This is a genomic window from Actinoplanes teichomyceticus ATCC 31121 (genome assembly GCF_003711105.1).
In the GTDB taxonomy this organism is placed as follows: Bacteria; Actinomycetota; Actinomycetes; order Mycobacteriales; family Micromonosporaceae; genus Actinoplanes; species Actinoplanes teichomyceticus.
The window spans coordinates 3,727,777-3,750,684 of record NZ_CP023865.1 but is presented as its reverse complement, the minus strand read 5'-3'; the positions used below and the strand labels follow the sequence as shown (position 1 = coordinate 3,750,684).

At 74.0% G+C, this 22,908-nt stretch carries 19 protein-coding genes; 8 read left to right on the top strand and 11 right to left on the bottom strand.

The window, feature by feature from the left end:
- Positions 1-6 precede the first annotated feature (6 nt).
- Positions 7-900, top strand: coding sequence for an IS5 family transposase (locus ACTEI_RS16545; RefSeq protein ID WP_122975831.1), 894 nt, complete (start codon positions 7-9; stop codon positions 898-900).
- 117 nt (positions 901-1,017) lie between these two features.
- Here ACTEI_RS16545 and secA2 read toward each other — a convergent pair whose 3' ends face one another.
- Positions 1,018-3,333 carry an accessory Sec system translocase SecA2 gene (gene secA2, locus ACTEI_RS16540; RefSeq protein ID WP_122978478.1) on the bottom strand — a complete coding sequence of 772 codons (2,316 nt, stop codon included), beginning with the start codon at positions 3,331-3,333 and terminating at the stop codon, positions 1,018-1,020.
- A gap of 572 nt (positions 3,334-3,905) precedes the next feature.
- Here secA2 and ACTEI_RS16530 point away from each other — a divergent pair.
- The gene (locus ACTEI_RS16530) at positions 3,906-4,979 is read left to right on the top strand and encodes a hypothetical protein (RefSeq protein ID WP_122978476.1); all 1,074 of its coding nucleotides are present in this window, start codon (positions 3,906-3,908) and stop codon (positions 4,977-4,979) included.
- A gap of 1 nt (position 4,980) precedes the next feature.
- On the opposite strand, the gene ACTEI_RS16525 is transcribed toward ACTEI_RS16530, so the two are convergent.
- From ACTEI_RS16525 to ACTEI_RS16515, 3 genes are read right to left on the bottom strand one after another with little or no spacing between them, the layout of a single operon-like run.
- Entirely contained in the window at positions 4,981-6,045 is a 1,065-nt protein-coding gene (locus ACTEI_RS16525) for a hypothetical protein (protein WP_122978475.1), read from the bottom strand.
- Entirely contained in the window at positions 6,042-6,749 is a 708-nt protein-coding gene (locus ACTEI_RS16520; protein WP_392390163.1) for a TIGR03943 family putative permease subunit, read from the bottom strand. Before ACTEI_RS16520 ends, ACTEI_RS16525 begins: the two co-directional genes overlap by 4 nt.
- A gap of 5 nt (positions 6,750-6,754) precedes the next feature.
- Positions 6,755-7,726 (bottom strand): permease, encoded by a 972-nt coding sequence (locus tag ACTEI_RS16515; protein ID WP_239082702.1) that lies wholly within the window; start codon positions 7,724-7,726, stop codon positions 6,755-6,757.
- A gap of 253 nt (positions 7,727-7,979) precedes the next feature.
- On the opposite strand from ACTEI_RS16515, the gene ACTEI_RS16510 reads away from it, so the two are divergent.
- Positions 7,980-8,159, top strand: coding sequence for an antitoxin (locus ACTEI_RS16510; RefSeq protein WP_122978472.1), 180 nt, complete (start codon positions 7,980-7,982; stop codon positions 8,157-8,159).
- 228 nt (positions 8,160-8,387) lie between these two features.
- Here the strand turns inward: ACTEI_RS16510 and ACTEI_RS16505 are convergent, their stop codons facing one another.
- The gene (locus tag ACTEI_RS16505; RefSeq protein WP_239082701.1) at positions 8,388-9,470 is read right to left on the bottom strand and encodes an FUSC family protein; all 1,083 of its coding nucleotides are present in this window, start codon (positions 9,468-9,470) and stop codon (positions 8,388-8,390) included.
- Positions 9,471-9,754: 284 nt separating this feature from the next.
- Between ACTEI_RS16505 and ACTEI_RS16500 the strand changes: the two genes are divergently transcribed.
- Both ACTEI_RS16500 and ACTEI_RS16495 read left to right on the top strand, forming a co-directional pair.
- Positions 9,755-10,522 carry an aquaporin gene (locus ACTEI_RS16500; RefSeq protein ID WP_122978471.1) on the top strand — a complete coding sequence of 256 codons (768 nt, stop codon included), beginning with the start codon at positions 9,755-9,757 and terminating at the stop codon, positions 10,520-10,522.
- Between the two features lie 278 nt (positions 10,523-10,800).
- Complete coding sequence (locus tag ACTEI_RS16495) at positions 10,801-11,253, top strand: Hsp20/alpha crystallin family protein (protein ID WP_122982197.1); 453 nt, start codon at positions 10,801-10,803, stop codon at positions 11,251-11,253.
- Positions 11,254-11,278: 25 nt separating this feature from the next.
- Here the strand turns inward: ACTEI_RS16495 and ACTEI_RS16490 are convergent, their stop codons facing one another.
- The 3 genes from ACTEI_RS16490 to ACTEI_RS16480 form a co-directional block, all read right to left on the bottom strand.
- Positions 11,279-12,208 carry a TIGR03619 family F420-dependent LLM class oxidoreductase gene (locus ACTEI_RS16490; protein ID WP_122978470.1) on the bottom strand — a complete coding sequence of 310 codons (930 nt, stop codon included), beginning with the start codon at positions 12,206-12,208 and terminating at the stop codon, positions 11,279-11,281.
- Positions 12,209-12,642: 434 nt separating this feature from the next.
- Entirely contained in the window at positions 12,643-13,113 is a 471-nt protein-coding gene (locus tag ACTEI_RS16485) for an Hsp20/alpha crystallin family protein (protein WP_122982196.1), read from the bottom strand.
- 324 nt (positions 13,114-13,437) lie between these two features.
- Positions 13,438-15,486, bottom strand: coding sequence for an AfsR/SARP family transcriptional regulator (locus ACTEI_RS16480; RefSeq protein WP_239082699.1), 2,049 nt, complete (start codon positions 15,484-15,486; stop codon positions 13,438-13,440).
- Between the two features lie 103 nt (positions 15,487-15,589).
- On the opposite strand from ACTEI_RS16480, the gene ACTEI_RS16475 reads away from it, so the two are divergent.
- On the top strand, positions 15,590-16,453 hold the full coding sequence (locus tag ACTEI_RS16475) for an alpha/beta fold hydrolase (RefSeq protein WP_122978469.1): 864 nt from the start codon (positions 15,590-15,592) through the stop codon (positions 16,451-16,453).
- A gap of 171 nt (positions 16,454-16,624) precedes the next feature.
- Here the strand turns inward: ACTEI_RS16475 and ACTEI_RS16470 are convergent, their stop codons facing one another.
- Positions 16,625-17,074: an acyl-CoA thioesterase gene (locus tag ACTEI_RS16470; RefSeq protein ID WP_122978468.1), complete on the bottom strand. Its 450-nt coding sequence runs from the start codon at positions 17,072-17,074 to the stop codon at positions 16,625-16,627.
- On the bottom strand, positions 17,071-17,706 hold the full coding sequence (locus tag ACTEI_RS16465; protein ID WP_122978467.1) for a TetR/AcrR family transcriptional regulator: 636 nt from the start codon (positions 17,704-17,706) through the stop codon (positions 17,071-17,073). The genes ACTEI_RS16470 and ACTEI_RS16465 overlap by 4 nt, the downstream gene beginning before the upstream one ends.
- A gap of 81 nt (positions 17,707-17,787) precedes the next feature.
- On the opposite strand from ACTEI_RS16465, the gene ACTEI_RS16460 reads away from it, so the two are divergent.
- Together ACTEI_RS16460 and ACTEI_RS16455 are read left to right on the top strand one after the other, a co-directional pair.
- Positions 17,788-18,288 carry a metallophosphoesterase family protein gene (locus ACTEI_RS16460; RefSeq protein ID WP_122978466.1) on the top strand — a complete coding sequence of 167 codons (501 nt, stop codon included), beginning with the start codon at positions 17,788-17,790 and terminating at the stop codon, positions 18,286-18,288.
- A 381-nt stretch (positions 18,289-18,669) separates the two neighbouring features.
- Positions 18,670-19,737 (top strand): response regulator transcription factor, encoded by a 1,068-nt coding sequence (locus ACTEI_RS16455; RefSeq protein ID WP_164465992.1) that lies wholly within the window; start codon positions 18,670-18,672, stop codon positions 19,735-19,737.
- A 358-nt stretch (positions 19,738-20,095) separates the two neighbouring features.
- Here the strand turns inward: ACTEI_RS16455 and ACTEI_RS37020 are convergent, their stop codons facing one another.
- Positions 20,096-22,651 (bottom strand): winged helix-turn-helix domain-containing protein, encoded by a 2,556-nt coding sequence (locus ACTEI_RS37020; protein WP_164465991.1) that lies wholly within the window; start codon positions 22,649-22,651, stop codon positions 20,096-20,098.
- Positions 22,652-22,908: the final 257 nt, after the last annotated feature.

The window sequence follows — 22,908 nt, the reverse complement described above, 5'->3', positions numbered from 1 at the left end:
GACCTCGTGCCCAGGGTAGCGGCAGCGAGGCGACACGATCTCACCGACGTTCAGTGGGCGGTGCTGGAACCTGCGCTGCCTGCGGAGCCACGGCGAGGCCGTCCGCCGCGATGGACGAAACGGCAGATCATCGATGGGATCCGGTGGCGGGTCCGGGCGGGAACACCGTGGCGGGACGTGCCCGAGGTGTACGCACCCTGGCAGACGTTGTATCGCTGGTTCCGGCGCTGGCAGCGCGACGGGACGTGGGCGAAGATCCTGGCCCGGCTCCAGACCCGGGCCGACGCCGCCGGTGACATCGAGTGGGCGGTGAGCGTCGATTCCACGATCAGCCGTGCCCATCAGCATGCCGCGGGTGCCCGTCGTGATGGTGACCTGCAGAAGGAACCGCCGGGTGGGGTGTTCGCCGAACCCGGCGATCATGCTCTGGGCAGGTCCCGGGGCGGGTTCACCACCAAGACCCATCTGGCCTGTGAGCAGGGTCGTAAGACGCTGTCGACGGTGATCACCGCTGGTCAGCGGGGTGACAGTCCGCAGTTCATCAAGGTCCTGGAACGCATCAAGGTCTATCGGGTCGGTGGTGGCCGGCCCCGTACCCGGCCGGATCTGGTCCTGGCGGACAAGGCGTACACCAGCCGGGGCAATCGCGGGTACGCCCGCCGCCGCAGGATCAGGGTGTGCATCCCGAGCAAGGCCGACCAGGACGCCTACCGCAAGGCCAAAGGCTCCAAGGGCGGGCGTCCTCCGGCGTTCGACCCGGTCGTGTACCGGCAGCGTCACGCCGTGGAATGCGGCATCAACCAGCTCAAACAGAACCGGGCGATGGCCACCCGGTACGACAAGCTTGCCGTCCGCTTCGAAGCCACCGTCACCATCGCCGTCATCAACCAATGGCTCTGATGACCTTTACGAAACGCGGCCTAGGACCCCGGCAGGAACCGCCGTGATTCCGCTCCTCCACCTACTCCCGGTCACCAGGAGAACGGGTCGACGTCCGGATCGCGGCGTGAGCCGACTTCACACCGCCTGCCATCCCGCTCGGAGCAATCCGATCACGCCGGCGAAGAAGCGTTCCATGTCGACCCCGAACGGGCTGTCGTCGACGACGTAGGTCCATGTCGCGCTGGGGCGCTCAAGGCCCAGGTCCGAGGGTGCCCAGTCCGGGTCGGACAGGTCGAGGCCGGCGAGGGTCTCCGCCGAGCGCTGCTCCACGGCGGGGATCAGCTGCCGGAAGGCCGGGATCGCCGCCCGGTGGTACTCGTCCAGCGGATCGAGGTTCGCGAAGGCGTGCAGGTGGATGCTCTCGCGGAGCTCTCCCATGTCGCGCAGGTGGTCGGCCCAGGCCATGTCGAGGTGGTGGAGGACGATGGCCTGCGCCGCCCGGGCGACACGGTCCCGGCCGTGCGCCTGCACCAGCCGGGCATGGTCGGCCGGGCGGTGCCGCGCCGTCATCCGGTCGGCTCGGTCGCTGGTCAGCAGGTCCTCGCGCAGCTGCGCCACGGTCGTCCGGTGCTGCTCCAGCAGGTGGTGGTAACGCCAGGTGTTGCGGTGGATCTCCAGGTTGACCTGCTCGGCGATGCGCTGGGCGTCCGCGACGACCCGCAGCGCGGCCGGCTGAGCGAGGCGGCCGTCGGGCGCCGGCTGCAGGCGCGGCAGTTTCTCCGGCGCGAACCGGGTGATCAGGTCGTCCTGCATGCTGACGAAGAACACCGAGCCACCGGGGTCGCCCTGCCTGCCGGAGCGGCCCCTGATCTGATCGTCGACCCGGCCGCTGTCGTGGCGTCCGACGCCGATCACGTACAGCCCGCCGGTCGCGGTGATCCTGGCGTGGTCGTGCTGGTCGCTGCCGCCGAGCCGGATGTCCACGCCGCGGCCGGTCATCTGCGTGGAGACGATGACCGCGCCGAGGGTGCCGGCTTCGGCGACGACGGCTGCCTCCATCGCGTCGTTCTTGGCGTTGAGAACCGTGCAGTCGATGCCGGCGTCGCGCAGCCGGGTGCCCAGCGCTTCCGACTCGGCGACGCTGGGTGTGGCCAGTAGCACCGGCCGGCCGGTCGCGTGTGTGGTGGCCACCTGGGCGACCACTGCGGCGTCGCGCTGCTCCGAGGTTGCGTACACCCGGTCCGGCTCGTCCTCGCGGATGCAGGGCCGGTGCGGCGGCAGGACGACGATCTCCAGGCCGTAGAACTCGAGCAGCTGGTCGCCCACCGGCAGCGCGGTCCCGGTCATGCCGGCCACTCGGGAGTACTGGTTGATGAAGGCCTGCAGGGTGATGGTCGCGAGGATGGCGCCGCCGCCGGTGCGCTTCAGGCTCTCCTTGGCCTCGACCGCCGCTTGCAGGCCGTCCGGCCACCGGCGGCGCTGGGCCACCCGGCCGCGGAAGCTGTCGACCAGCTGGACACCACCGTCTCTGACGATGTAATCCACGTCACGCGTCAGTAGCGCCTTGGCGTGCAGCGCCAGGTTCACCGCGGTGAGTACGTCGATGTTCTCCGCCGCGTAGAGGTGGATGCCGCCGCGTGCTCGCTCGATCAGGGCGGTGCCCTCGGGCGTCAGGTGAGCTGCCCGGCCCTCGTCGGCCAGCACGTAGTGTTCGTCGCGGCGGAGCCGGCGGACCAGCTCGGCCATGCTCTGCGCCAGGTCCTGGCCGGTGAGGGTGGAGCCGGCGAGGACCAGCGGGACACGCGCTTCGTCGACCAGGATGGAGTCGGCCTCGTCGACGATCACGGCGCCCAGCGGTTGCTGGACCCGTTCCGCCAGGTCGGTGCAGAGCCCGTCGCGGAGGAAGTCGAAACCGGCCTCGGTGACCGACACGTAGGTGACGTCGCAGGCGTACGCTTCCCGGCGGGCCTCCTGTGTCGACAGTTCGGTGATCCATCCCACGGAGACGCCGAGCCGCTCGTACAGCGGGCGCATCCACTGGGCGTCCCGACCGGCCAGGTAGTCGTTCACGGTCAGCACGTGGACCGGCCCGTCAGCGCTGAGCGCGGCGGCGGCGATCGCGGCCGTCAACGTCTTGCCCTCGCCGGTGGCCATCTGCACGATGCGCCCCTGGGCGAGCGCCAGGGCGCCGGTCAGCTGCTCGTCGTAGGGCCGCAGACCGAGTGCCCGGCGGGCTGATTCCCGGGCGGCCGCGGCGAACTCCACCCCGTCGCGATCGGCGCGGCTCTGCCGGCAGAGTGCGCTCAGCGCGACGTCGTCGAGCCGCTCCAGCTGGCCCTCGCGCTGCGCGGCCCGCTGCACCCTCTCCTGCAGGGGGCGGAGCCGGACGGTGGTGCCGGGTGGTCGCAGGACCCACCGGCGACAGGACTCCCACCACGCGGGAAGTGCCAAGGAAACCCCTCACTCGCTCTCCGGAGGACGGCTGCCCCGCGCACTGGGTGGCGTGCCACCCTGCGGCCAGGTCATGGCGTCGGGACCATCAGGGTGGAACTGGAGATCCTGCCCGGTCACCCCGCTCATGATGCCGTAAACGGACGTTCCCCGGCATTCTCACATCGGCAGAGCCGGATGTCGGCGGACCCGCCCACCGTCACGTCGCGTAGCTGACGAATGTCAGGCGCGGGGCCATCGGTCCCGTCTGCCGCCCGCTCTCGTCCTGAGGACCACCCAGCCGGACCACGACGGCTGTCCCCACCGCTTCGGTTCCCCGGCTCCGGCGGTCGGTGCAGGGATCCGAAACGTCGTCCCTCGACGTGAACCGGATGCGGCCGTGTTCACGCACCAAGTCCCGGGACTGCGCCACCAGCTGGTCATACCGCTGCGGTGTTACGCCTGGTCCGCCGGTCCCGGGCCGGCCGTAGCTCGTGGTCACGCTCATGGGGGCATCCTCCCGACTTCGAGCGGACGTCACCACCAGGCCGGCGCGCCGGGTCCGGCCGGCGGCCCGGGGCTACCATCGCGCCATGCCGGAGCGTGGACGTCTGCCCCGTACGCTGATCGCCCTCGGTGTGGCGCTGGCCGCCGGCGCGGCGCTGCTGTTCGGGGCGCCCGCCCGGTCCGGCGCGCCGCAACCGCTCGCCCTCGCCACGGCCTGGCCGGACGCGCAGCGCGGCAGCGTCCCGTCGAGGCTGCCGGACGGCAGCGAGTACTCCCCCGCCCTGTTCCTGGACGCGCGGACCTCGGCCGGCACGGTGCAGAGCGTCGACGGCCGGACCCTGCGCCTCATCCTGCGGCAGTCCGACGGCAGCATCCGGCAGCTGCGGAAGGTGCCGTCCGAGCAGCGGGCGCCGTTCGCGGCCCTGACCGGATCCGGCGACACGCTCGTCTGGGTGGAGAGTGTCGACGGGCGGCAGCAGTTGTGGCGTGCCGGCCTGCGCGGGAACGCCCCGGCCCGGATGATCACCGCGGAGGTCGGGGCGATGCGGTTGCGCGACTCGCAGTACGACCTGGTGATCGCCGACGCGATGGTGCACTGGGTGGCGGCCGGCCCGGGCGAGCGGACCGAGTTCCGGTCGGTGCCGCTGACCGGTGGCCGGGTCACGGTGGAACGGGCGGCCGGCTCCTGGTCGCTGTCGGCGTGGCCCTGGGCGGTCGACGGGCAGACCTCCGCGCGCGGTGTCACGGCGCTGCGCGACCTCACCACCGGCCGGACCGCCGCGACCCCGTCGGCCGCGCGGGCGATCACCGCGTGCAGCCCGTCGTGGTGCCGGATGGTGTCGCTCAACGCCGACGGCTACGCGCGGATCGAGCTCGCCCACCCGGACGGTTCGGCCCGCCGCAAGGTGGCCGAGGGTGCCGTGGCGACGGCGATCGAGGACGTCGCGGTGCTGGACCGTTTCGAGGTGTTCGGCCGGGTGGGGCCGCAGTCGGAGCTGAGCGGCAACCAGGAGTTGCTGGTCCACGACCTCAGGACCCGGCGGACGGTGCTGGTCAGCCCGGACGCGGGGAACGTCGGGTACCGCGGCGGGGTGCTGTGGTGGTCGACCGGGGACCAGTCGTCGTTCGTACGCAACAGTCTGGACCTGCGGACCGTCTGAGTCAGACGGTCCGCAGGTCCAGACTGTGCCAGGCGGTGGCGCCGCCGCTGCCGGTGGACCACCACAGCATGCCGCCCCGGGCGGAGGCGCTGGTCGCGGCGGGAGTGACGGTCACGGTGCGGGCGCTGGCGAGGTCGTGGACGGACAGGCCCGCGGTGCCGGTGAGGTCGGACTGCGGGCCGGTCTCGGACAGGATCTCGAAGCGGTCCAGGATCGCCACGTCGCTGACGGCGGCGCCGGAGGTCGCACCGGCGACGCGGCGGCGCGCCGAGCCGTCCGGGCGCATCACGTCGATCCGGACCAGGCCGGTGCCGTCCGAGACGAGTACGCGGCACCAGGCGGGGTTGCACTCGCTCTGCTCACCGGCGGAGACGGGCACCTCGACGGTGCGGCCGGTGGTCATGTCCTTCAGTCGCGTGCGGCCGGACGGGCCGCCCGCGGCACTGGTCAGCCACGGCCAGGCGGTCAGCGCCCACTCGCCGGTGAAGCGCCGCACGGCGACCGGGCCACCGGTGAGCGCCACCGACCGGATCTCGGTGGAGCCGGCGCGCCGCGGTGCCGCGGCCCAGTGCACCCGGCCGCCGGCGAGCACCAGGTCGTGCTGGTTGCCGAAGAAGACGGCGTTGCCGGTGTCCGCGGTGAGCCGGCGCGGCGCCCGGCCGTCGGCACGGTTCACCGCCCAGATCCGCGTCGCGGCCCGCTCCCCCGTCTCGGTCCAGGCGACGTCGTCCCCGGCGGCGGCGAGGTTGTCGAACTCGGCGTGCGCCCGGCGCAGTTCGCGGAGGGTGCCGGCGGTGCGCAGCAGCAGGCGGGTGGAGCGCTCACCGGGCGTGCGCGCGGTGCCGATCGCGGTGCCCGCGTCGAGATACAGCTTCGGCGTGAACAGCGACCCGTCGGGCAGAGCGGCGGGCAGGTCGGCCCGCTGGGCGTGGGGCCATGCGCCCGCCACGGTGACCGGGTCGGTGCTCCGGGCCGGCGCGGGCGCCGGCCGGTCCGCCCGGCCGGCGAGCAGCGCGCCGCCGGCGGCGAGGGCGACCAGCAGGACACCGATCGTCCGGGCCGTCATGCGTACGGCTGTTTCGGCTGGTCGACCTCCTGCCAGGAGCGGACGTCGAGGTACGCGATCGGGGCCCGGTTGACCGGGTCGGTGCCGACCTGGCTGGTGTAGACGCCGACCAGCTCGACCCAGGCGTCCGCGGGCGCGTCGATCGGCGCGCCCGCCAGTCCGATCTTGATCGGTCGCCCGTCGGCCGCGCAGCAGGTCAGGACCATGCGGGCGAGCATCGGCCGGCCGTCCGCACCGGCGGTGATGAAGCCGGTGAGCCGCACGGTGCGCCCGGCGAGGCTACGACCGCTGTCGAAGACGGCCCGGGAGGCGTAGTCGAGCAGACTCACCTCGACCGGGTCGCCGTCGGGCAGCGGCGGATAGTCGGAGGCGGCGGCCGGTCCGACGCTGCCGGACTGGTTCGCCGCGTACGACCCGAGCGCCGGCGGCGAGATCAGCAGCAGCCCGAGCACCGGCAGCAGGAGCAGCCAGCCGACGCGAGGCTCGTGGTGCCCGTGCCCGTGCCCGTGCCCGTCCTCGGGCTCGGCGTGCCGGGTCGGGCGCAGGTCGTACCAGATGGTCATGACCGCGGCCGCGACCAGCAGGATCCCGGCCAGCAGCAGGAACGGCCGCAGGCCCTCCTTGACGTATCGCAGGTAGACGTCGGTGAGCGTGGCCTTGACGATCGCGCCGCCGAACAGCAGCATGATCACCGCCTGGGTCATCCGGCTCACCGCAGGGCCAGCCCGAAGCCGGTGCCGACCAGGACGGCGGCGACGAACGTCGCGGGGGCGAAGCGCATCGCGAACCGGCGGCCGAACACGCCCGCCTGCATCGAGATCAGCTTGAGGTCGACCATCGGGCCGACCACCAGGAAGACCAGCCGTGCGGTCAGCGAGAACTGCGACAGCGAGGCGGCGACGAACGCGTCCGCCTCGCTGCAGATCGACAGCAGCACGGCCAGGGTGGCCAGCGCGAGCACCGAGATCACCGGGTCGGCGGCCAGGCTCTGCAGCCACCGGGCCGGGACGAGCACGTTGATGGTGGCCGCGGCGGCCGCGCCGAGCACCAGGAACCCGCCGGCGTGCATGACGTCGTGCCGGCAGGCCGCCCAGAACGCCCGCGCCCGGGACGTGTCGTCGAGATCCGGGCGGTGCGGCAGCCTGATCCACTCGGCGCGGCCCAGGCGCAGCCACAACCACCCCATCGTGACCGCGACCACCAGGCTGGCCAGGCCGCGGGCGACGGCCACCTGCGGCTGGCCGGGGAACGCGACGACGGTGGCGGTCAGCACGATCGGATTGATCGCCGGGGCGGCGAGCAGGAAGGCGAGCGCGGCGGCCGGGGTGACGCCGCGCCGGATCAGGGACCCGGCGATCGGGACGCTGCCGCACTCGCAGCCGGGCAGCACGACGCCGGCGACACCGGCGGCCGGCACGGCCAGCGCGGGATGGCCGGGCAGCGCCCGGGCCCAGAAACCCCGGGGTACGAACACCGCGATGACCGCGGACAGCACCACGCCGAACACCAGGAACGGCGCGGCCTGCACCAGCACGGACACGAAAACCGTGGCCCAGGTCTGCAAGCCGGCCCCGGAGAGCAGCCCGGCCAGCCGCCCGCGCAGCAGCACCAGCAGCACCAGCAGCACGGCCAGCGCTTCCAGCGAGCCGATCCGGCTGTCCTTCTCCGTGTTCGTCGTCATCGACGCAGTCACCAGCGGCTCCCCCATCGTCCTCGGGCCGCGTTAGAAACTACCGTCTCGGTCCGGCCGGACCCGCGTATCGCACCGACCGGGTGACCCCCGTGAGCGCATGCGCGTGTGTGGTGACCGCTCGCGGGACCGGCGGTGATCGTCCCCACGGTCACCGACCGGCCCGGCAGTTCACCGGCGGGCCGGTGTTTGCCCGCCCGCCGACCGGGCATGGCGAAAGGCACAACGCCGAAGGAGATTGAGCATGAGCTTCCTTGACAAGGCGAAGGACTTCGCCGACAAGCACGACGAGCAGGTCGACAAGGGCATCGACAAGGCCGGCGACCAGGTCGACAACCGCACCGGCAACAAGTACTCCGAGCAGGTGGACAAGGGTGTGGACATGGCCCAGCAGCGCACCGGGGCCGGCGACACCCAGCAGTGACGCCGGCCGCGGCGCACGACGAAACGGCTCCCCCCGGACGGGGGAGCCGTTTCGCTGTGCCGCGGCCGGCGTGACCCGCGCTCGTCCCGGGATTCTTGGAAACGGGACGCCGGTGCCGATGAGCGAGGCATGTCCCGCTTCACGAGCTTGAGCTTCCCGCAGGCCGAGCCCGGCGACCGGATCGTACGGACCGTCGCGCCGCCGGGCCGGGTCCGCTATCCGGCCGGCTCAGCTCAGGCCGAGGGCCTCGTCCACCCGCCCCCGGACGGCGTCGTGGTCGTGGCCGATCCCGCGGAGCAGGTCGACGGCGGTCAGCCGGATCTGCCCGATGATCATGGCGAGCGGCAGGGGCGGCCCTGACGCGAGCAGCTCCGCGGCGATCCGGACGGCGGTCAGCGCGCTGTCCTCCGCCGCACCGGCGTGCCGGGCCGGGTCGTCGTGCCCGCTCAGATCGTTGGCCAGGGCCTCCCCCGCGGCGCGGACCGCGGCCGCCAGCGCCTGCACGGCCTGGCTGAGCTGCGCCGGCACGGCGGCGTGCAGCCGGGTCACGGTCACCGCGTTGCGGGCCAGCACCCCGACGTTGCCGACCACGTGATCCAGCTGGTGGGTGGTCGCCTCGACCTCACGGATCTGCCCGAGTCGCCGGCGCCGCCGCACGCGCAACCGCAGGGTCTCGCCGGCGGCGCGCACCGTGGCACGCATCCGTTCGGCGCAGTCGTGCATCCGGTGCGCCCGGTCCAGTGCCGCCTCGGCGGCCGGCTCGTCGCCCCGCTGGAGCGCGGCGCCGATGTCCTCGAGCAGCCCGGCCAGGCCGGCGAAGGTCCGCCGGGCCTCGGCGACCAGCGGGGCCAGCGGGTTGCGGGCGGCGACGAACTGGCTGGTGGCCAGCGCCACCAGACCGCCGATCAGCGCCTCGGCGAACCGGAACGGCATCGGGTCGCCGTGCGGCGCGGCGACCGCGACCAGGTACAGAGCGGACGCCGCGGCCTGCACGACCAGGGTGCTGCTCGCGCCGGCCGCCATCATCGGAGCGGTCGCCAGCACCAGGACGGCGACGATGGCGCCGGTGCCACCGCCGAGGATCGTGACGGCCAGTTCCGCGACCAGCACCCCGGCGGCGACGCCCAGCATGATCTCGACGCTCTGCCGCATCCGGCGTCCCCGCGACTCACCCAGGACGATCAGCGCGGCGGACGGCGCGAAGACCGGGGCGGCGTGGCCCAGCACCCGGCCCGCGACCACCCAGGCCAGCACGGCGGCGGCGGTCGCCTCGGCCGCCGGCAGCGCCGCGCGGCGCAGGCGGCGTCCCACGGACCGCGGTCGTAATCGGACACGGTGGCGCAGTTTGATCGGCACGGCCGCTCGATCTACCCGGGGTCGCCGCGCGGTAACCGCCCGGGGCGGTCCACCGGCGCACTGTGCCCGGCATCACCCGGTCGCGCGCGGCCGCGGTCCGGCGGATCGAACCCGGGTCCCCGATGTGGACCGCATCGACCGGTGCCGGACACCCGCCCGCTCGCACCGGGCCGTCGCGCACCGGCGCCCGGGCCCATCGGCACTGATCATCAGGACCGGCGCGGGTCGAGTCTTGATCCATGATGGTGACAGCCGTACGTCCCCGCCGCGCCCCGGCGCGCACCCTCACCCGCGTTCTGCGGCCCACCCCGGCCGATCTCCGGATGGCGCTCGGCGAGTGCGGCCTGACCACGGCTTTCATGTTCACCGTCAGCACCCTGGTGCGGTGGGGCGCGGGCCCGGCGCACCCGGGCGGCCCGACGGCCGGGTCCTGGCTGCGCGGCCTCGTGGTGTCGACGCTGGTGGGCCTGACGATCGTCGGGTTCGTGCTGTCCCGGCCGGGCCGCTGGACGGGCGCCCAGATGAACCCGGCGATCACTCTGGCACTGCTCGTTTTCGGACGGATGCCGGCCCGCCGGGTCCTGCCCTACGTCGTCGCGCAGATGGCCGCCTCGGTCGCCGCGACGGTGCTCGCCCGGGCGGTCTGGGGGCCGGCGCTGTCGGACGCACCGGTGCGGTGGACGGTGATCCGCCCGGCGGCCGGGATCGGCGGCACGGTGGTCGCCGTCGTGGAGGCGGCCGTGCTGGCCGTCATCATCGCGGTGCTGTGCCGGGCGCTGCGGCGGGCCCCGCGGGTGCCGCTGCCGTGGCTGATGGGCCTGATGTTCGGGCTGCAGGGCGCGCTGCTCGGCCAGCTGACCGGGGGTTCGGCGAACCCCGCCCGGCAGTTCGGCCCGGCGCTGCTGTCCGGCCAGACGCACCTGCTGGGCGTGTACCTGCTCGCCCCGGTGGCCGGCGCCGTCCTGGCCGCCGCGGTGGCCCGGTGCACCGAGCTCCGCCACCGCTGACCCGGACCGGCACGGCGCGGCCGGACCGGCACGGTTGATCCGGCCGGCCGGTGCAGCCGGTCGAACCGGCGCGGCGCCGGAACCGGCGGTCGAACCGGCGCGGCGCCGGAACCGGCGGTCGAACCGGCGCGGCGCCGGAACCGGCGGTCGAACCGGCGCGGCGCCGGAACCGGTTCGGCCGGCGCGACCGGGCCGGCGCGCGCTCGATCCGGAAGCGGATATGCTGGTCAGAACGTTTTCTACCGGGTGCCACCGAGACCTGCCCGGAGGGGTGCGGCATGGCCGAGTCGATGATTCCCGCCGACGGCGCCCCGGCCGGTCCGTGGGACCCGTGGCGGCAGGTGCAGGATCTGCAGAGCCGCTTCGACGAGCTGTTCGACGGCGCGTTCGGCGCACTCGGCGGCGGCGGGTGGCGGTCACCGGCCGACCTCACCGAGACCTTCGAGGCGTACGTGATCGAGCTGGACGTTCCCGGTCTGCGGGCGGACGACCTCACCATCGAGTCGAGCGGCGCCGAGCTTCGCGTGCGCGGCGGGACGGCCGGACGCCCGCGCGGAGGCTGGTCGCGGGGCCGCACCCGCCGGATCGGCCGCTTCGCGTACCGCATCAGCCTGCCGGCCGACGCCGACCCGGACCGGATCACCGCCGAGCTGGCCGACGGCGTCCTCACCATCCGTGTCGCCAAGCGGGACACGGCCGGACCCCGCCGCATCGAGATCACCACCGGGTGAGCGCGGCCGCCCGCCGCGGGCCCGCTCAGAGTCCGGTGGCCCGGACCGCGGCGTGCAGCGCCCGGGCCGCCGCGATCAGCTCCTGGAGGTCGCGCGCCGCCGAGGACAGCGTCACGTACACATGATCGACGCCGGCCGCGGCCAGCGCGGCGACGTCCTCGGCGAGCTGCGCCGGGCTGCCGGTGTACGGCGCACGCCCGGCCGCGGGCACCGCGTCGAGGCTGCGCACACCCAGCTGGAACACGCACCCGATCCCGGCCGGGTCCCGCCCGGCCGCGGTGGCCTGCGCGCGCAAACGCGCCAGCACCCGGGCGACCCGCTGCGGCGGGATGCCGGTCGGCAGCCACCCGTCGGCGCGCCGGACGATGCGGTCCAGCGCCGCCCGGTTGCCGCCGGCCAGGTAGACCGGGACGCGGCGGGCCGGCTTCGGGTTGATCCGGCTCGGCGCGAGGCGGTACCGGTCGTTCGCGTACGACACCGGGTCCGGCCCCCAGACGGCGGCCGCGATGTCCAGGAACTCGTCCAGCGCCGCCCCGCGCTCGGCGATCGGCCGCGGCGCGGTGGCCTCGAACTCGTCGATCGACCAGCCGCTGCCCAGACCGGCGATGAGCCGCCCGCCGGCCGCCGCGTCCAGCGCCGCCAGGCTGCGGGCCAGCCGCAGCGGCAGGTGCAGGCCGGGCACCAGCACCCCGGTGCCGAGCTCGACGCGGCTGGTCACGGCCGCCGCCAGGGTGAGCGTGACCAGCGCGTCGGTGGTGTGCGCGTAACTCTGTGGCCAGGGCAGGCCGGGCACGCCGTACAGTCCGTGCGCGCCGCTGGTGTCCTGCGGGGCCAGGAGCCGCTCGTAGACCCACAGGCTGTCGAAGCCGATCTCCTCGGCCGCCCGGGCGAACTCGGTGACGTCGCGGGCCAGGTCGTACCGCTGGGTCTGGGGAAGATTGACGCCGAGCCGCATGCGCGCAGCCTAGCCGGTGCGTGATCCATTGCGGACCGGCGATCCCACCGGCCCTCGGCCCGCCCGGCCGGAGGCCGCCGAAGCGGGTGCGGGCCTCCCGGCCGCCCGCCACGGCCAGACGCAGGCCCGGTCCGATCACGACGGGATCCTGTCCAGCGCGGTGACCCGGCCGTCGCAGCAGGTCGACGAGACCGCCGGTCCGCTGGACCGCGGTGAGCTCGCGCATGCGCTGCAGGTGCGCGCGGCGTTGCAGGTCCAGGTACTCCTCGGCCAGGGTGTTCGGTGTGGACACGGCGCTCGGCGCGCCCGGGGCCGGGCGCCGACGGGCCGGGGCGGAAGAAACCTTCCGGCCCCGGCCCGTCGGCGCGCAGTCACCAGGATGGGAGTTCCCGGCTGGGCGGCAGCAACCTCCCGCCCAGCGCGGGCCCGAGGTGTCAGGACTCGGTGAGCGCCGGCGCCTGCGTGGTGGAGCCCTCGACGACCTCGTGCTGCTTACCGGTGGTGATCTCGATGCGGCGCGGCTTGGCGGCCTCGGCGACCGGGATGGTCAGGGTGAGCACGCCGTCCTGCCAGGTCGCGGAGATCTTGTCGAGATCCAGCCCGTCACCCAGGGTGAGGCGCCGCTCGAAGGTGCCGGTCGGGCGCTCCCGGCGCAGCCACTGCACGTCGTCGTCGGTGCGGGCGGAACGCTCGGCACGGATGGTCAGAACCCGCCGGTCCACGTCGATCTGCACCGATCCCGGGTCGACGCCGGCCAGGTCGCAGTGCAGCACGAAATGGTCACCGGATCGATACAGGTCCATCGGCATCGCCAGGCCGGCGGCGCCGCTGACAGCGGAACCGGTGCCGAACATCTGCCCGGCGAGGCGGTCGAACTCGCGGAAAGGATCGAAAGTCAGCACCACGAACACCTCCTCGAGAATGTCCGCCGGACCGTCCGGCGGGCACGTGGCGCTCGGCTAAAGATCGAATCTGCCGAGTTGCTGCCCGATCCCTCGCGGTGCACCACCGCGCCGGACCAGCAGCGACAAGTAACTATTTAGCACTCCTCCGCCCCGAGTGCCAACACCTTCCGGAGGATTTTCCGGACGGGTGATCCGCCGGCGGCAACCGGCGATGACCACGTCCCGGCCAGGCGCACGGCACCGACGTGCGGGGTGCCCACCGGGGCCGGGGCGCGAGGCCGCGCCGTGGCACATCACCGGCGCCGGAGACCGCCGGTCCCGGGCTCAGAACGTCAGGAGGCGCGTACCCGGCGCGTCGGGCGACAGCCCGGCGTCGAGCTGCCGCAGGTGCTCGGTGACCGGCCCGAAGGTGAGCACCCCGCTGGCCGCCCCGGCCCACTCCCCCGCCGCCGGGGCCAGCGCGTCCCGGGCCCGGGCCATGGCGGCACGGTCACCGGCCGTGAGTGCGGCCCGGGCGAGCAGCGTCCACATCGCCTCGGCCAACAGGTCGGCCGGCGGTTCCGGCACGTCGCCCAGGGCCGCCCGGCCGGGCTCGAGCACCGGGCGCACCCACGGCTCGTACGGCCCCCACCCGCCCTCGTCGACCGGCGGCAGGCCGTGCCGCAGCCGCAGCCCGAGCAGCGCCAGCGGCAGCAGCCCGACGCTGAGCCCGGGCATACCGGCCCGGTCCGAACGCGCCGCCGCCGCCCGGTACGCGCGTTCGGCCCGCGCCACCGGGGCGCGAGCGGCCACGTCGGCGCGCAACGCCCGGTACCAGTCGGTGAAGACCGTGGCCAGCGGCAGGTCGTGACGCCGGGCGAGCTCGTCGGCGGCGGCGGCGTGCCGGTCGGCGGCGGGGAAATCGGCGACCGCGGCCCCGGACTGCAGCCGGATCAGGTGCCCGAGCACCCGCACGGTCGGCATGGCGTGCCGGGTGGCGAGCGTGACCAGTTCGGCGCCGATCGCGTCGCGGGCCCGCGCCTGCCCGGTGCGCCGGCAGCTCTGCATGAACACCCCGTTGAGGGCGAACGCCAACAGGGCCGGGTCGTCGAGCGCGCGGGCCAGCGCCTCGGCCTGCTCGGCGCACGCACGCGGCCGGCGGTGGCGGGCGCCGCGTGACTCCAGCGCGATCGTGGCCAGCAGGCGGGCCCGTACCGGATCGTGGCCGGCCGCGGGCAACGCGGACAGCGCGTGTTCGGCGGCGGTGACGACGGCCGCGGCCTGCCCCGGGTCGTCGGCGCGGGTCCAGATCGCCGGCACGTCGTAGGCGCCGATCACCCGGGCGGTCAGCTCCGGATCGCCGAGCCGCTCGGCCGCGGCGACGGCCGCCGCGCGCTGCTCCCGGGCCTCCTGCAGGCCGCCCGGCCCGGTCACCGCGAGGTTGCGCAGCAGGCCGACGGCGGACTCCAGCCGGACCCGCGAGCGGCCCGGCGCCAGCCGGTCGTAGGCCAGGGTGGCGCGGGCCCAGACCTCCTCGGCCGCGTCGCGCCGGTCCAGGTGCGGCGCCTGGCGCAGGATGTCCGACTCCAGGGCGCGCAGGGCCGCTCCCGGGTCGAGGCCGAGCCGGCCGGCGAGCAGGGCGCGGGCCCGGCGCAGGACGGCCAGCGCGTCGCCCTGCCGCCCGGTGCGGTAGAGCGCCAGGGCCAGCAGCCGCCAGCCCTCCTCCCGCCACGGGTGCGCGGTGACGTGCTCGTCCAGGTCCGGCACGGCGTCGGCGGCGCGGCCCAGGTCGAGGCGGGCCTGTGCGCGCCGTTCGGCGGCCTGCAGCCGCAGCTCGGCGAGCCGGGCCCGGTCGGCGCGGGTCCAGGCCGCGTCCCTGAAATCCGCGTACGCCGGGCCGCGCCACCAGCTCAACGCCTCGTCGAGCGCGGCCAGCGCGGCCGGCGGCTGCATCGTGGCGGCCGCCGTGACCGCCCGCTCGAACCGCCAGGCGTCCACGTCGTCCGGGCCCGCCTGCAGCAGGTAGCCGGCGCCCCGGGTGACCAGCAGGCGGGCCGGGGTCCGGGGCGGGCGCCCGGGTTCGAGCGAGCGGCGCAACGCCGCGACGAAGGTCCGGATCGCGGCGACCGCGCCGGCCGGCGGCGACACCCAGAGGTCGTCGACCAGGTCGGTGACCGGCACCACCCGGCCCCGCGCCAGCAGCAGCCGGGCCAGCACCGCCCGGTGCATCGGGCCCCGCAGGGCGACCGGCGCGCCGTTCTCGTCCTCGGCGGTCACCGGCCCGAGCACACCGAACCGGACCCGTCCGTCCGGCAGCGGGACGTCGTCACGCGCCGGACCGCACTCGTGGAACCGGAGCCCCGCGCCCGGCGCCGGCTGAGTCTCGTCACGCACCGTCACCCCGCCCTTCGTCCCGCCACGCTACCGGCGACGCTCATCGTCTGCTCATCCGGATCCGCGACAGTTGCGCCCGACGACGAACCGAGAGGTGCACACCATGAACGTCGAGTACGTACGGGTCCCGGTGGCGGACGGGGTGGCGCTGCACGCCGCGGTGGCCGGGTCGGGCCGCCCGGTCGTGCTGCTGCACGGCTTCCCGCAGACCCATCTGATGTGGCGGCACGTGATCGCCGGCCTGGCCGCCGACCACACGGTGATCTGCCCGGACCTGCGCGGGTACGGGGCCAGCGACAAACCCGCCGAGGACGGCCCGGACACGTACGCCAAACGGACGATGGCCGCGGACATCGTCACGCTGGCCCGGGAGCTCGGCCACGACCGGTTCGCGCTGGCCGGTCACGATCGTGGCGCCCTGGTGGCGATCCGGGCCGGGCTCGACCACCCCGGCACGGTCACCCACCTGGCCTGCCTGGACGTGCTGCCCACCCTGGACATGTGGGAGGTGATGCACGGCGCGAGCGCGAAGGTCGGCTTCCACCTGTACCTGATGGCGCAGCCGGCGGGCCTGCCGGAGCGGATGATCGCGGCGTGCGCCGACGAGTTCTTCGGCCACTTCCTCGACCTGTGGGCCGGCGACCCGGCGACGATCCCGGCGCCGGTGCGGGACGCGTACCTGCGGGCGAGCCGGAACGCGGTGCCGTCGATCGTCGCCGACTACCGCGCCTCGGCCGGCATCGACGTCGAGCACGACCGGGCCGACCGGGCGGCCGGGCGGACGCTGGCCATGCCGGTCACCGTGCTGCAACAGGACTGGGGCGCGATGCTGGGCTTCGATGCCGCCGCCCGGTGGCGGGCGTGGGCGCCGGACCTGCGGCACGTGCCGGTGAACTGCGGGCACTTCATCGCCGAGGAGGCGCCCGGACTGGTCGTCGAGGAGCTGCGGAAGCTGCTCGACCGCTGACCGGCCGGTGGGCGGGGCGCCACTCAGGGGCGCCGGGGGCGGGCGGGGCCGCCGGTCAGGGCCACCGCCGGCGAGCGGGGCCGGCGGCGGCGCCGGGGGGCGGGTGGGGACGCCGCTCAGCGGCGCCGGAGGGCGGATGCCACCCGCCGGCGCCGCGGACGCGGACCCGCGTCAGCCGCGCAGCAGGGTGGCGGCGATCCCGCGGCCGTGGTCGGTCCACGGGACCGGGCGCATGGTGGCCGGATCCAGCCGGACGTTGACCCGGCGCCCCTCGGCGAAGACGGTGTCGCCGTCCAGCGAGGTGACCCGGAATCCGTACGCCACGCTGGTGGTGCCGAGGTGGTCGATCCAGAAGTGCACGCTGATCTCGCCGGTGCCGCGGACCGGCCGGTGGAACGTGATCGCATACTCCCGGACCACGTTGAAGGCGTCCGGCGTGGTGGGGCGGCCACCGGAGAACGAGACGCCCCGCTCGGTCCACCACAGCACGGTCGCCCGCTCGACGAGCACCGCGTACCGCGAATTGTGCAGCACGCCCATGGCGTCCAGGTCGTCGAAGTGCACCGGCATGTGCACGACGTCGCCGTAGGCGACGGCGGGGCTTGCGGTCACGGTGGTCATATCAGCTCCGGGAGATCTTCAGGATGGTGAGCGACGGTACGAAGGTGGTCGTGCAACGCCCGGCGGGCGTGCCGGAAGGTGGGGGCGGCGCCGAGCACCGCGGCCTGCATGACGGCGCAGACACCGAGCGCCTCGATCAGGTAGGCCAGCTGCGCCGGATCGGTCCCGGCCCGCAGGTCGCCGAGCTCGACCGCCTCGGTGGCGACCCGGGTCAGGAAGTCCATCCAGGCGCTCTGCTCGGCGGCGAGCCGGTCGCGGATCACCCCGGGCCGGGCGTTGAACTCGAAGTGCGCGTTGCTGAAGAAGCAGCCGCCGGGCAGCGCCCCGGCCTCGTAGAAGCCGAGCCGCCGCTCGTGCACGGCCCACAGCCGGCGTAGCCCGGCGGGCTCGGCGAGCGCGGGGCGGACGACCTGGTCGGTCCACTGCGCCCGGGCGTGGTCGATGACCGCGAGCTGCAGCGCCTCCTTGGAGCGCCAGTGCGCGAACAGTCCGGACTTGCTGACGCCGAGCGCGTCGGCGACCTGGCTCAGCGAGAGCCCGTCGAGACCGGACACGGTGGCCAGCCGCAGTGCCTGGTCGAGCACCGCGGCGCGGGTCCGCTCGCCGCGGATCAGCCGGCCGTCCTGGGTCATGCCCCGACCCTACAAACAGAACGACCGGTCGTAAATATAACCGCCGCCACATCCGACCGACGGCGTCGCTAGGCTCGACGGGTGCGCCTGCTGCTGATGTCCGACACCCACGTGCCGAAACGCGCCCGCGACCTGCCGCAGCCGCTGTGGACGGCGGTCGACGAGGCGGACGTGGTGGTGCACGCCGGCGACTGGGTCGACGAGTCGCTGCTGGACGCGCTGCAGGCCCGCGCCGCCCGGCTGATCGCCTGCTACGGCAACAACGACTCCGCCGCGCTGCGCGCCCGCCTGCCCGAGGTGGCACGCGCCGAGATCGCCGGCCTGCGCCTGGCGGTGGTGCACGAGACCGGCCCGTCCGCCGGCCGCGAGAGCCGCTGCGCCGACCGCTTCCCGGACACCGACGTGCTGGTCTTCGGCCACTCCCACATCCCGTGGGACAGCACGGCGCCCGGCGGTCTGCGACTGCTCAATCCCGGCTCGCCGACCGACCGCCGCCGCCAGCCGCACTGCACGTACCTCACCGCCACCGCGGCGGACGGCCGCCTGACCGATCTCACCCTGCATCGCCTGCCGCCCCGCTGAGACCCGGAAGCCCAGCCTTCCCACCCGGCGTCGATCTCGCAGCTCGGGTCGACGAAGCGATCGCGCAGGTGGACGCCGGCCCGGCGTGACCCTTCGAGGCGGCGTGGCCCCACGGCCGCACGCTCACGTCGCGGCGAGGTGACCCGGACGGGAAGACGGCGTTTTCCGGGTTGAGGATGGCCTCGGCGCGGGCCGGCTATCGCTGGCGCAGGAATGACGGTCGGCTCGGAGCAGAACGGGCATCCGTTCCCCTCCTTCCAACAGTCCGACGGATGCCGATCGGCAGATCTACCAATCGGCTTCGGCTGCGACGGTTGGCCGCTGTCATGGAGGGGTACGCCTTTTTCGGCGCACCCGTCCCGGCGTGAGGAGGCGAGCGCCGTGACCGAGTTGCTGGCGGTGGCGTTGGAGCTCGCGGCGGAGATCAACCGGGTGACATTGGCCAGCGCCGATCCGGCAGAGGACCTGGCATTCATGTGGGGTCCGATGAAACGGCTCGTTCCGTTCGCAGCCGGGTGGCTCGGCACGCTCGACGGGGATCAGCGCCGCTACACCACGGTCACATCCGTCGGCCACGATCGGGTGAGCCGTGCGTACATGGAATCGGAGGAGCTGACGGAGCTGCGGAAGAAGGTGGGCCTGCTGCAGCGACGCCGGCCCTTGCGCCTGCAGGACGCTCCGCCGCGCACCGTAGAGCTGCCGTGCTGGTCCGAACACTGGTGGCCGGCTGGATTCCGCGAAGGCCTGGCCGTCCCGCTCGTCGCTCCGGACGGCCGCCCCCTGGGCGTACTCGGGCTGCACACGGACACGGCCAGCCAGCCGACCGCCGAGGCCCGGGACGCGGTGGGTGCGATCGCGCACACGGTCACCGCCGCTCTGGACCCGATGAACTCGTTGGCCGGGCTGGCGCGGTTGATCCACGGCGCGACCGCCGCCGTCGTCGTCGACTGCCGAGGCGCCGTCACCCCGCTGCCCGGGATGGCGACCGATCCCGTGCTCACCCGATGTCCCGACGTCGTGCCCACAGCGGTCGACGGTTTGACCGACCGGGTCCGATACACGGCGTTCCTCTGCCCGGTCCGGGCGGACGACGGCCGGGAACGCTACGTCCGGGTCACCGGCCTCGCCTGTCCGCCGGGCACGTCGGACGACCTCGTAGGGCTCGTGGTGATCTCGCCCGCTGATGACCTCTGCGCTCTGACGCTCCGGGAACTGGTCGTTCTCGGCCTGGTGATCGAAGGGCACGCCAACCAAGGCATCGCCGCCCGCTTGTTCATCACCGCGCGGACCGCCGCGGCTCACCTCGAACACATCAGGACGAAGCTGGGCGCATCTACGCGTACCGCCGCCGCGATGCTGGCGATGCGCCGTGGCCTGTACATTCCGTACCGGCTCATCGATGTGCGGACTGGCACGTCGCGTGCGGTGACGGTCAGCGCCGGCCGGTGATCCCCGGTGATCGGTTGGACATGCCGGGCCGGTTCACGATGGGGAGGCAGCGGGCGACCCGCCTGACCCGGCGAACCGCGCCTCACCCGAGTCCAGCGGGTTCCATCAGCGGGTCGAGGCGTTCGGGGTGTTCAGGGGCAACCGTCCGCCGTGCCGGCGCGACGTCCCGGTCCCGGCCGCGGAGATACCCTCCTGAGCTGGGCACTGGTGGCCGGCCGGATACCGGGAGCGGCTCGGCGTGCCGCTGATCGCACGAGACGGCCGACACCTGGGTCCCATGACGATGCACCCGACCGACGTGGCGCGCTACCGCACTGCGGCCCCGAGAGAGCTCATGAGACCGGCGATCCGCGTACGGTCACAGAAACCGGAGCTCGTGACCCCGCCGGATCGCGTCCTTGCGCCGGGTCGCGCCGAGCTTCGAGTAGATGTTCTTGACGTGCGTCTTCACGGTGTTCACGGAGATGTGGAGCAACTCGGCGATCTCGGCGTGCGAGAGGCTGCCCTGCAGATGACGCAGCACGGTCAGCTCGCGGTCGGTGAGCGGGGGGACGGCCGATCCGGCGGGGACGGCGTCCGGGCCGTTCCGGCTCCCGTATGGCGGGGAATCCCGCATCGTCGCGTCGAGCGTCACCGTCAGCGTCGCCGCCACCTGCGAAAACACCGGCATCGTCGGCGCCACCGACTCGAGGAGTGCGCGCAGCCGGTGGCCGCCGGCGGCGAAACCCCGGCGGAGATCCTCCTCCTCCGCCATCTGCAGGGCGGTTTCGAGGCCTCGTGTCGTCTGGGCTGGATGGCCGAGGCGCTGGCCGGCCAGCGCACTGACCAGACCCGCCCAGGCCCGGTAAGTCCGGGAGGTGAGCTCGTCGTGCGCCGCCACGTACGGCTCGACGGCCGTGGCTGCCCGGGCCGGCCGGCCCTCAGCGAGCAGAACCGACCCTTCGAGTACGGCCGCCGGAACCGGCAACGCGCCGACGTCCCGGCATGCCTGTACGAGTTCGTGCGCTCTGTTGAGGTCACCACAGGCGAGCCGGAGTTCCCCCTCCACCAGCGCCAGCGCGCACCGGATCGCTGCCGGCAGATCAGCGGTGACCATCTCGCGCGCGACTGCCCGCACCATGCGGTGCGCGTCGCCTGGCCGGCCGGTGGCGGTCCGGATCCGCGCCTGCAGGACAGTGCCCCACAGCTGGATCAATCGATCGCCGCGCGAACCGTCCACGGCGGCGGCTGCGCAACGCTCGGCGTCGTCGAGCCGGTCCCATTCGAAATACGTCTCGGCCAGCGCCAGCCGGCTCCAGCCCAGGTCCACGAGCTGCACCAGGCGGAGCCGGTTGGCGCGGTCGAGGGTCTCCGTGGCACACCGTGCCGCCTGCCGCAGATGCCCGCGGGCGGCGTGGCAGGCGGCGAGATGGCTGGCGGCGCTGATCGCGGCGCGTTCCATGTCGCGCCGTCGCGCCAGCGTCAGTGCGTCGCACAGGTCGCGTTCCGCCGCCGGCAGCTCCCCGCGTTGCAGCTCCGCGGCGCCGCGCGAGAGCAGCGCGAGCGGATGCAGCATTGCCGCGGTGCCGGCGGCCGGTCCCTCGCCTGATGCCGGCGTCGCCAGCACCTGGGAGGCGAGCGCGCAGCCGCCGTCCAGGTCCGCTTCCAGCCGCGCCGCCGTCAGCTCCAGGGCCGCGAACGGCAGCGATTCTGCGCCTTGGCCGTCTGCGTAGGTCTTCTCGTCGGCGTACGCCAGTCGCAGAAGATGGCGCGTTCCCATGATGTCGCCCGCATCCAGGCGCTCCGCCGCCATCGCGAACCACAGATGCCGGGGAGGCTCGCCGTCTGGGGCCGGGATCGTTGTGACGGGCTGATCGAGGCACCGGCCGCCGACCACTATCTCGGCCCAATGACGCTCCGCGACGTGGATCGCCGACTTCCCGTCGCCGGCTGCCAGTAGATGCCTGAGCACGTCGGCCGGCGGTCCCTGAGCCGCGTGCCAGTCCGCGGCGCGGCGGTGCGCCTGCGCCGTCCGGTTCCGGTCGTGGCGGCCGAGTTCGCGATACAGCGTTCGGCCGAGCATCGGATGCAGGCGGTACGTGTCCTCGGTTGCGGCGCACCGGGTGATGAACGCGCCGCCATGCTCGAGGCCGGCGAGCAGGGCGGCGCCGTCGACCCGGCCGGTCATCGCGTTGACGAAGTCCGCCGTCAGCCGCTCCGCGACGGAAATCTCCGCCAGCGCCCAGCGCTCGCCGGGCTCCAGGCCGCCCAGCACCTCGGCCGCGAGATAGTCCGCGACAGAATCGATCGCGGCCGATCCGGCGAGGATCTGCGCCGGGTCCGCATGGTGTTGCAGCGCCACAGCGGTCAGCCGCAGACCGGCCGGCCAGCCCTCGGTCTGCGCGTGCAGCTCGGCGATCGCCAACCACGGCAGAATCAGCTCATGCCCGGCGAGGAGGTCGGCCGTCTCGTCGACGGTGAAGGCCAGCTCCGCCTGGGAGATCTCGGCGAGCCGGCCCTCCACACGCCATCGGTGCAGCGGGAGGTTCGGGCTCCCCCGGCACGCCAGGATCAGCCGGGTCGCGGTGCCGCTGCTCCGTGCGGCTTGGGCGAGTCCGGCGAGTTCGCCGGGTTCGGCCGTGTCGTTGCAGTCGTCGACCAGGATCGTGGGCGCGGCGGATGACCTCTGCAATGCCTCGATCAGGCGCTGCGGACCCGTCGCTGCGGTCACGTCGGCGAACGGCGCATCCACGCCGGTGGTGGCGACCGCCGACAGAACCCGGTGCCAGAACCCGTCCCGATCACCGCCGGCGACCCACGCCGCCCGGTCGGGCCGGCCGGCGGCCCAGGACTCCAGCAGCGCGGACTTGCCCCAGCCGGCCGGCGACGACACTACGGTGACGAGTGCTCGCGGGTCGTCCAGACGAGCGAGCAACCGCGGCCGTGGGACGTGGTGCGGCGGCTGATGCCGTGGAGCGGCAGGCCGGGGAGCCGGCACGGATCCCGTGGATCTCATGCGGGTCCCCGCACGCGCCGTGGTTGTTCTTTCTGCACGCCATCAATCCGACCAACCCGGCCCCGGCCTGTCGATTGGCAGGACTACCCATTCATCGTCCGGTCCGCAGTCCGCGGCGATATGGTGCTCAGGGTCAGAGGCGGATCCGATCCGCGGGCGGCAGGCGAACAGCGGGA

Excerpts from the sequence above, each read along its gene's own strand:
- ACTEI_RS16530 (WP_122978476.1), top strand. The coding sequence starts at position 3,906 with ATGCCGGAGCGTGGACGTCTGCCCCGTACGCTGATCGCCCTCGGTGTG.
- ACTEI_RS16525 (WP_122978475.1), bottom strand. The coding sequence starts at position 6,045 with ATGACGGCCCGGACGATCGGTGTCCTGCTGGTCGCCCTCGCCGCCGGC.
- ACTEI_RS16520 (WP_392390163.1), bottom strand. The coding sequence starts at position 6,749 with ATGACCCAGGCGGTGATCATGCTGCTGTTCGGCGGCGCGATCGTCAAG.
- ACTEI_RS16515 (WP_239082702.1), bottom strand. The coding sequence starts at position 7,726 with ATGACGACGAACACGGAGAAGGACAGCCGGATCGGCTCGCTGGAAGCG.
- ACTEI_RS16510 (WP_122978472.1), top strand. The coding sequence starts at position 7,980 with ATGAGCTTCCTTGACAAGGCGAAGGACTTCGCCGACAAGCACGACGAG.
- ACTEI_RS16500 (WP_122978471.1), top strand. The coding sequence starts at position 9,755 with ATGATGGTGACAGCCGTACGTCCCCGCCGCGCCCCGGCGCGCACCCTC.
- ACTEI_RS16495 (WP_122982197.1), top strand. The coding sequence starts at position 10,801 with ATGGCCGAGTCGATGATTCCCGCCGACGGCGCCCCGGCCGGTCCGTGG.
- ACTEI_RS16490 (WP_122978470.1), bottom strand. The coding sequence starts at position 12,208 with ATGCGGCTCGGCGTCAATCTTCCCCAGACCCAGCGGTACGACCTGGCC.
- ACTEI_RS16475 (WP_122978469.1), top strand. The coding sequence starts at position 15,590 with ATGAACGTCGAGTACGTACGGGTCCCGGTGGCGGACGGGGTGGCGCTG.
- ACTEI_RS16470 (WP_122978468.1), bottom strand. The coding sequence starts at position 17,074 with ATGACCACCGTGACCGCAAGCCCCGCCGTCGCCTACGGCGACGTCGTG.
- ACTEI_RS16465 (WP_122978467.1), bottom strand. The coding sequence starts at position 17,706 with ATGACCCAGGACGGCCGGCTGATCCGCGGCGAGCGGACCCGCGCCGCG.